This is a genomic window from Sphingobacterium phlebotomi, from assembly GCF_008180195.1.
In the GTDB taxonomy this organism is placed as follows: Bacteria; Bacteroidota; Bacteroidia; order Sphingobacteriales; family Sphingobacteriaceae; genus Sphingobacterium; species Sphingobacterium phlebotomi.
This window is the reverse complement of sequence record NZ_VTAV01000012.1, coordinates 149,983-158,735: the sequence shown is the minus strand read 5'-3', so window position 1 is coordinate 158,735 and position 8,753 is coordinate 149,983. Positions and strand designations below refer to the sequence as shown.

Annotated in this window: 5 protein-coding genes; all 5 read left to right on the top strand. The window is 40.2% G+C overall.

What is annotated here, in order from left to right:
* The first annotated feature begins 171 nt into the window (after positions 1 to 171).
* The 5 genes from dnaG to FXV77_RS15945 all read left to right on the top strand — a co-directional run bounded on the left by dnaG (position 172) and on the right by FXV77_RS15945 (position 8,752).
* Positions 172 to 2,157, top strand: a complete 1,986-nt coding sequence (dnaG, locus tag FXV77_RS15965) for a DNA primase (RefSeq protein WP_148920233.1) — start codon at positions 172 to 174, stop codon at positions 2,155 to 2,157.
* 60 nt (positions 2,158 to 2,217) lie between these two features.
* Entirely contained in the window at positions 2,218 to 3,282 is a 1,065-nt protein-coding gene (locus FXV77_RS15960; RefSeq protein WP_148920232.1) for a glutaminyl-peptide cyclotransferase, read from the top strand.
* Between the two features lie 66 nt (positions 3,283 to 3,348).
* A complete protein-coding gene (locus FXV77_RS15955) occupies positions 3,349 to 3,933 on the top strand; it encodes an RNA polymerase sigma-70 factor (RefSeq protein WP_148920231.1) in 585 nt (194 codons plus the stop codon).
* A gap of 74 nt (positions 3,934 to 4,007) precedes the next feature.
* Positions 4,008 to 5,156, top strand: coding sequence for a FecR family protein (locus FXV77_RS15950; protein ID WP_148920230.1), 1,149 nt, complete (start codon positions 4,008 to 4,010; stop codon positions 5,154 to 5,156).
* Between the two features lie 134 nt (positions 5,157 to 5,290).
* Positions 5,291 to 8,752 (top strand): SusC/RagA family TonB-linked outer membrane protein, encoded by a 3,462-nt coding sequence (locus FXV77_RS15945; protein ID WP_148920229.1) that lies wholly within the window; start codon positions 5,291 to 5,293, stop codon positions 8,750 to 8,752.
* The last annotated feature ends 1 nt before the right edge of the window (position 8,753 follow it).

Genomic DNA, 8,753 nt, shown 5'->3' with positions numbered 1-8,753 from the left:
TGGTACTGCCGTAAAAGGTGGGAGAGTAGGTCGGTGCCGAATCCTATACAGGCCCCTGCAGTCATAACTGCAGGGGCCTTTTTTTGTTTTGTGGACCGCCTTCACTGCACACATTACTCGTTACTAATTAGTATCTTTGTATAAATCGCTTTATCATTTTACAGATGATTTATGATAAAAAAAGAAACCATTGAGAAAGTTTTAGATGCAGCTAGGATAGAAGAGGTAGTGGGGGATTTTGTGGATTTAAAAAAACGAGGAACCTCTCTCATTGGTAATTGTCCTTTTCACAATGAAAAAACACCTTCTTTTCATGTATCAGTAGCTAAAGGTATTTATAAATGCTTTGGTTGTGGGGTCGGGGGAGATGCGCTTAAGTTTGTTATGGAGCTAGAAAAGTATTCCTATCCGGAGGCAATACGTTATCTGGCTGATAAATATAGTATTCCGGTAGAGGAAATCGAACGTTCTCCTGCACAGCTTGCTGCTCAAGATAAACGAGAGAGTTTGTATGTACTCAGTACTTGGGCGAGTAAATTTTTTAAAGTACAACTATGGAATACCGAATCGGGTCAAAGTATAGCGCTATCTTATTTTAAGGAGCGCGGTTATCGCGAGGACATCATAAAGAAATTTGACCTGGGCTATTCGCCCGATCAATGGACCGCTCTTGCAGATGCTGCTGTTGAAAATGGGTTTCATAAAGATTATTTAAAAGAAATCGGACTTGCTATTGAACGGGATGACGCTAGTCTTTACGATCGTTTTAGAGGTCGTGTTATCTTTCCTATTCATAATCTTACAGGCCGTGTTATTGGTTTCGGTGGTCGGACGTTAAAGACCGAGAAAACTGTTCCGAAGTACGTTAACTCACCGGAAAGCGATATATACCACAAATCGGATGTTCTGTATGGACTTCATTTTGCAAAAAAAACCATAAAGGATAATGACGTATGTTACTTGGTAGAGGGCTACGCAGACGTCCTGTCTATGCATCAAGCCGGAATAGAAAATGTGGTGTCTTCTTCTGGAACTTCGCTAACTTCTGGTCAGATTCGTCTTATTTCCCGCTTCACGAATAACGTTGTTATTTTATATGATGGAGATGCCGCCGGTATTAAGGCTTCCTTACGCGGAACAGATATGCTACTGGAAGAAGGACTTAATGTGAAAGTGCTATTATTTCCAGATGGTAATGACCCCGATTCTTATGTACAGACGTATGGTTCTACGGCATTCAAAGAATATATCGCTAAGTATCAAGAAGATTTTATTTTTTACAAAACAAATATCTTATTAAAAGATACGGGAGGGGACCCGATTAAACGTGCAGAGGTGATTAGGGAAGTAGTAGAGAGTATTGCTTTGATACCTGACGAAATAAAGGTTTCTGTATTTATCCAACAATGTTCGCATTTGTTAGATATTGAAGAGCGTGTATTGCTGACTGAGTTGAACAAAATACGTATACAGAAAGCAAAGGCACAGGACAAAAAGATACAACAGGCATCTAAATTTTCAAATGAGATTGTTCCGACGGATATACCACCTGCTGATCTATTTTTGACTGATGCAGAGCGTGTTCAAGAAGTTTCTTCTGGAGGAGAAACTCCCCAGAATATTACATCAGATACTTTACAGGAAAGAGAAATCGTACGTATCCTATTGAATTATGGTGAGGAACTTGCTGTATGGGAAGGTGACGGAGATGTTCCTATAGCTCCTTTACTCTTGAGTGCTTTGGATGATATTGCTTTTGAAGATAGAGCGAGCGCCTTTATCGTCGATACTTTTAAACAAAAAGCCGAACATTTTGAAATTCCAGATGCAAAATATTTCTTCTCGCACGAAGACAAGGAGGTACAGGATTTAGCTATCACATGTGTGGCTACACCGTATGAACTTAGTCCAAACTGGAACGATGAAAAGCGAAAAATTTATGTTCGCGAAGAACGAGAGCATCTTAAGGAACTTATCATGCAAGCCATATATCGCATAAAAAAGCGTAAGGTAGAGAAAGAAATGGTCAAAATCAGAGAAGAGTTAAAAGTGATGCCTACCGAAGAAGATATGGAAATTCTATTAGCCAAATATCAGAAGCTGAAAGAGGCGGAGAAGGTACTAGGAGATTTTTTGGGAAATATTGTGGTGAAATAGTCGGCGGGTTTATGTTGTCATTTTATTTCTGTAAATTGGTACCGCAAATACGGAAGAACAATGAAAATAAATAATATTCTAGTTTTTGTAGCCTTTGCTATCGTGCTTATGGCAGGATGTAAATCGCAGAAAGGAAAATTTGAGTTTTTGTCACCCAAATCCGGTGAAACAATTATTCTAGGAGAAAAAGTCGCTGTACGCATGCAATTTCCGGATAGTATGTTGGATTCTGTTGTATATTCAGTAGATGGACAGATTATTGAAAGAAAGCAGGATACAACAGAACTTCTGCTGGACACCGAATCTATTGGCCTTGGAGCACGTAACTTGGTGGCGAAACTTTACCGGGAGGGAAAAGAGCATGTAGCATTTAGTAATGTAACTATTTTGCCGGAATCGCCACGTCAATATACGTTCGAAGTGATCAATGAATATCCACATGATACAACGGCATTTACGCAAGGCCTAGAATTTGAAAATGGCTTTTTGTATGAATCTACAGGTGCTGGAAATGATTTGAAAACCTCCTTAAGGAAAGTAGAGCTTACTACCGGAAAGGTTTTACAGAAGAAGGAAATTACCGGGACTGACGCATCTGGCGAACCTTATTTCGGTGAGGGAATGACTATAGTAGGAGATAAAATTGTGATGCTAACTTGGCGCAATAAACTGGGATATGTGTTTAATAAAAATACGTTTGAGCAGGTTGGAACATTTAATTACCAGCAAAGTACGCAAGGGTGGGGTTTGTGTTATGACGGGAAGAGACTTATTAAAACCGATAGTTCCAATAAATTATATTTTCTAGACCCCACCACTTATCAGGAAATAGGTTTTATCTCCGTATATGACCACAATGGGGCAATTGATTACATTAATGAATTAGAATATATTGACGGGAAAGTATATGCCAATATATACGGAAAAGATATTGTCGTTATCATTAACCCTGAAACAGGAGCCGTTGAAGGACAGATAAATTTTGTAGGTCTGTATAAAAATGCCAAGAGAAATGCTGTAGACGAAGAAATGAACGGGATTGCCTACGATAAAATGGGTAAGCGATTCTTCGTTACGGGTAAACAATGGAACAAACTTTACGAAGTAAAAATAATAGAGCGTTAAGAAAGAGATCCCCTGTTTTTCTAACTATTAATTTTATGTTATCTTTGGGAGGCACCAAGTTAATATATGAACCGATATGCATTATCTTCGGATACAGAATTGACTGTCCTGCTGAAACAGGGAGACGAAGTAGCGTATACTGAAATTTATAACCGATATAGCCGCAAGTTGATGGCAATGGGTTATAACTATGCTAAAGACAGTACTTTAGCAGAGGAGATCGTCCAAGAGGTATTTATACAGTTATGGGAAAAGCGAAGAAATGTAGATATCAATACATTAAGTGCCTATTTGGCAACAGCTATTAAATTCTCTGTTTTTCGGGTTATACAGCGGAAGCGAAGGCAAGAAGCTATTGCTCAGGAACATTATGTTAAAGAAGAAGTGGTGTATGATGATGAGCGGATATACGCCAAGTTTCTTGAAGAATACGTAAATGGCATTACGGAAGAATTACCTGAAAAATGTAGACTGGTATTCCACTACAGCCGAAATCTGCATATGAGTAATAAAGAAATCTCGGAGGAGCTGAATATTGCCGAGAAAACGGTTGAAGCACACCTCACCAAAGCGATCAAAAATGTGCGTAAAGGATTAGAAGGATTGGGAATCTCTACGATTTTGATTAACACATTCATAAAATATTTTTAAAAAATTTGTAAATGAGCTAAGGGTAACCCCCACCTTTATGTGACGTCCTTATAGTTACAGCCAAAAATAAAGCTATGGACGAACAACATATTCCTGAACTTATTGAAAAATACATTACTGGTACAGCTACAGATCAAGAGCGCGAAGAGTTATTGGATTGGTATCGATCTGTAAAACACGATGAGACATTATGGCCTGAAGAAGAGGCTGTTTTTGAACAGCGTATAACGCGTGTTCTTTCAGAAATAAAGCAATCAAGCAGTTTAGTAACGGATGATACGACGCCCATTAGGCGTATTTTTCCCTGGAAATTAATTTCTATAGCGGCGGTAGCACTGATGATTATTGGCCTATCAACCATTTTTTTGTTAGATACGAGAAAAGATGTAGCTGACGAAAACATGGCATTAAAAGATGATGGCATCAAACCGGGAGGAAGTAAAGCTGTATTAAAGCTTGCCAACGGACAGACCTTTGCTCTGGGAGATTCATTAGCAATATCTGGTATTGAAAATCAGGGAACTTTTACGGATAAAAATGGTGAATTGCTTTTTAATCCCGAAACAAATGGTACAACGACGGCGTTAATCTATAATGAACTAACGACTCCAAAGGGAGGACAGTATATCATACATTTACCCGATGGTAGCAAGATTTCCTTAAATAGTGAGAGCGTATTGTCTTTTCCAAGTTCGTTTGAAGGTAATGAGCGTAAAGTCGTACTACAAGGAGAAGCCTATTTTGAAGTTGCAAAAAATGAGGATAAACCTTTTTTCGTATCGACGTCTGCTATGGAAATCGAAGTGTTGGGCACAACATTTAATGTGAAGGGCTATCAAGATGAAGATGATATTTCCACGACCCTGGTGGAAGGATCAGTAAAGGTTAAGACGGATAAAAAAGATATATTGCTGAAGCCGGGGCAGTCTGCGATACTGAATAAAGCAAGTGGCGCGATGCATACTAAAAAAGCTGATTTAACAGCAGAGACAGCATGGACTAAAGGCTATTTTATGTTTAACGATGATAATATAAGAAGTATTATGAACCAACTTTCTAGATGGTATGACTGTGAGGTGGTCTATCGGGGAGATATGAAAGATAAAATATACTCGGGACGCATACTCCGTAGAAGCGATATCACTGAAGTGTTAAATATGTTGGAACAAACGGGAACAATTAAGTTTCAAATAGAAGGAAGGAGGGTTGTTGTCATGCCATAAATTTACTTTCATAACCAACAACGAAAAATGCTGAAGCGTGGCCGCGCTCCAGCACCTAAAACGTGTTGAGTTTCGTCATAATAAAATGTACTAACAAAATATTATCAATTACATAAACTCTAACTTTCAAAAATATGAAATTTAATTTGGGTAGGGAGAGAATTCTTTCCTTTTACAGGATTTTACTTGTTATGAAACTGACCACCATCCTACTGATATGTGCTTTTCTGAAAGTAAGTGCTACTGGCTTTGCTCAACACATCACGTTGTCAACTACCAATGGTACATTGGAATCGGTACTTAAGAAAATCAGCGAACAAAGTAACCATGACTTTCTGTATAGTGCGACAATGCTTAAGGATGCAAAGAAAGTTACAATCAATGTCAAGAACGCGACGCTTGAGGAAGCATTGTTGCTGTGTTTTAGAGATCAACCTTTCACGTATTCGTTGACAAGCAATACCGTGATTGTCAAAAATAAAGATAACACCAAGGTAACTATACAAACACGTACCGTAAGTGGTATTGTTCGAGGTACCGACGGTGTGGCTTTACCAGGTGTAAGTGTGCGTCTTAAGGGAACGACCAAATCAGGTGTTACAAACGAACGTGGACAATATGTGTTGGAAATAAACGGAGACAACAATGTATTGAGTTTTTCTTTCTTAGGATATGCAACCCAAGAGGTTTCGGTGGGCAACCGGACAACGGTAGATGCTATATTGGTGGAACGGGAAGAAATAATGGACAATGTTGTGGTAACAGCATTAGGTATCCAACGGCAAAAACGTTCGTTGGGTTATGCTGTGTCGGATATTTCCGGAGATGAGGTGACTGGTTTTGGAGAGCCTAATGCTATTTCTGCGTTACAGGGTAAAGTAGCCGGAGTCAATATTTCCAATACCACCGCAGGTGCCACGGGTTCCAGTCGTGTGGTGATTCGTGGAATTAGAGAATTGCAAGGGAGTAACCAACCTTTGTATGTGATTGACGGTGTTCCTGCTGTTAACGGAAACATAGGTAGTGCTGATCAACATGGCGGATTTGACTTGGGAGATGGTTTGGCGGATCTTAATCCGAATGATATTGAATCAGTATCTGTATTAAAAGGTGCTTCAGCCGCCGTGCTATATGGTTCCCGTGCGTTGAACGGCGTAATATTGATTACCACGAAAAGCGGTAAAGGGAAAAAAGGTTTAGGGATTGAATATAATAGTTCATTGACGACAGACAATATCTCTACCCGCTTGGATGAACGGCAGAAAGTATATGGCCAGGGAACAAATGGTTTATTGCCTAAAGACGCTACTCAAGCGGGAAATATTACAGCCAACTGGGGACCTCGTTATAGCGATTTCAATACCATTATTCAACGGGATGGACAGGAACGTCCGTACGATTATCTGGAAAATAACGTACAGAATTTCTTTAGAACAGGTGTAACTGGGATGAATACCGTATCATTGACGGGTGGCAACGAAAACCATAACTTGAGATTCTCGTATTCGAATGTGGCAAACAAAGATATTATCCCAACAAGCGGATACGATAGGAATAATTTCTCTTTTAGAGGGGAATCTAAAATAGCGGAAAGGCTTACGCTGGAAGTGAAGGGGTCTTTGATGAATGAGAAAGTACGGAATAGACCGGCGCTAACCGACGATGTGAACAATATCGGGAATGGTTTAATTGGTTTGGCCGGTAACTTTGACCAAGCTTGGTTACAGCATTTCGAGAATGAGGATGGAACATATATAAATTACACGGGAAACCAGTACCGTGCTAACCCGTATTGGACGATAAACCGGACACGCAATGACAGCAAAAAGGTCAGAACGGGTGGGTCGGCAAACTTGATTTACCAAATTGATGATAACTGGTCGGCTGTGGCAAGTGCCGGAACAGATTTCTACAATTTTGAGTTTACGAACTTTTATGATTTGCATACACCTACAAGAACTGGCGGACAATTACAGCTTAACGATCTAAAGGTGCGAGAAGATAATTTTCAAGCGATGGTGAACTTCAATAAAGAAATTAACGCTGCTTTTACCATTGGTGCCATGCTTGGAGGAAATATTATGAAATTTAACCGGGAACAAACGATTACGATGGGTAATGAAATTATTTCTCCGGGTAAAATGCTGATTACGAATTTCCGGGAATTGTTGATTCAACCCTTGCATCCGCGCAAAGAAATCCAATCCGTTTTTGGAAATGTAGAAATAGGCTACAACAACTATTTATTTTTAAACTTACAAGGACGTAACGACTGGTCGTCTACACTACCCAAAGGAAGTAATGCTTATTTCTATCCGGCTGCTGACTTGAGCTTTGTCCTGTCTGATGCTTTTGACCTTCAATCGAACGTATTGAACTACGCAAAATTAAGGACATCTTATGGACAAGTAGGTAGTGATGCTGATCCGTATAAAACAGATTTCTTATATAATCTGACTGGTCAGTCGATGAATGGGTTTCCTATGGGAGAAATTTTGGGCGACGTTATCCCAAATGCGAACTTGAAACCACAACGCAAAAACTCCTTTGAAGTAGGTACTGATTTAAGTTTCTTGAAAAATCGTATACATCTGGATGTAACCTATTATAATGAAGTGACGAATGATGTATTACTGGATGTACCTGTTCCGTCGCCGACAGGCTATGCCCGCGCGTCATTGAATGCTGCTAAGCTGAAAAACAAGGGAGTAGAGATTCTGTTGAAGACAACTCCAGTTTCTCTGGAAAATAGCTTTAAATGGGATTTGTCTTTCAACTTTGCGAAAAACTATAATACAGTCGTCGACCTCTCCGATAATCTCGAAGCTTATACGGTAGCGGAAGCCCGTTGGGCAGGAGCAACTATTATCGCGGAAAAGGGAAAACCTTTCGGCACCATCTTAGGTCGGGATTTTCAAAAAGATGATACAGGAAATATTATTCATGGGAGCGATGGTAAACCACTTTATACAGACGGCCCTGTAGCAATAGGCAATAGCTTGCCAAATTGGACGGGCGGTTTGACGAACAGTTTTTCATATAGAGGAGTAGAGTTCCGCGCGACCGTTGATATCCGGAAAGGCGGAAGCTTGTTCTCCATGACAAACATGATGATGTATGACAACGGCTCTCACCTGGCGACATCAGAAGGTCGTGATTCGTGGAACGAATACTATCAGGAAAGACGGGCGGCAGAGGATGCTGGTTTGGATCCGGATGCTGTCGATAGAAATGGTAGAGGGTTTATCGGCGTTGGTGTGAATGAAAACGGCGAACCAAATGATGTGGCAATTAACCCTGCTGAATACTGGCGCCACGTCTCGGAGCACATTCCGGCATCTTTCATATATGACGGTGGATATATCAAACTCCGTGATGTGGGGATAAGCTATACTTTACCACAGTCGATGGTGAAAAGAATGCCGATCCAATCTGTTTCCATCGGCGTGATCGGGCGTAACCTTTGGATTATGCGGAAGAACGTTCCGAATATCGACCCGGAGTCCAACTATAATAATGGTAACGGACAGGGGTTTGAGTATGGTTCGTTGCCCGGTAGAAGAAGTATAGGATTCAATTTAAATGTACGGTTTTAAG

What these genes read in the sequence shown, in the direction of transcription:
- dnaG (WP_148920233.1), top strand. Translation starts at nt 172, where the DNA reads ATGATAAAAAAAGAAACCATTGAGAAAGTTTTAGATGCAGCTAGGATA.
- FXV77_RS15960 (WP_148920232.1), top strand. Translation starts at nt 2,218, where the DNA reads ATGAAAATAAATAATATTCTAGTTTTTGTAGCCTTTGCTATCGTGCTT.
- FXV77_RS15955 (WP_148920231.1), top strand. Translation starts at nt 3,349, where the DNA reads ATGAACCGATATGCATTATCTTCGGATACAGAATTGACTGTCCTGCTG.
- FXV77_RS15950 (WP_148920230.1), top strand. Translation starts at nt 4,008, where the DNA reads ATGGACGAACAACATATTCCTGAACTTATTGAAAAATACATTACTGGT.
- FXV77_RS15945 (WP_148920229.1), top strand. Translation starts at nt 5,291, where the DNA reads ATGAAATTTAATTTGGGTAGGGAGAGAATTCTTTCCTTTTACAGGATT.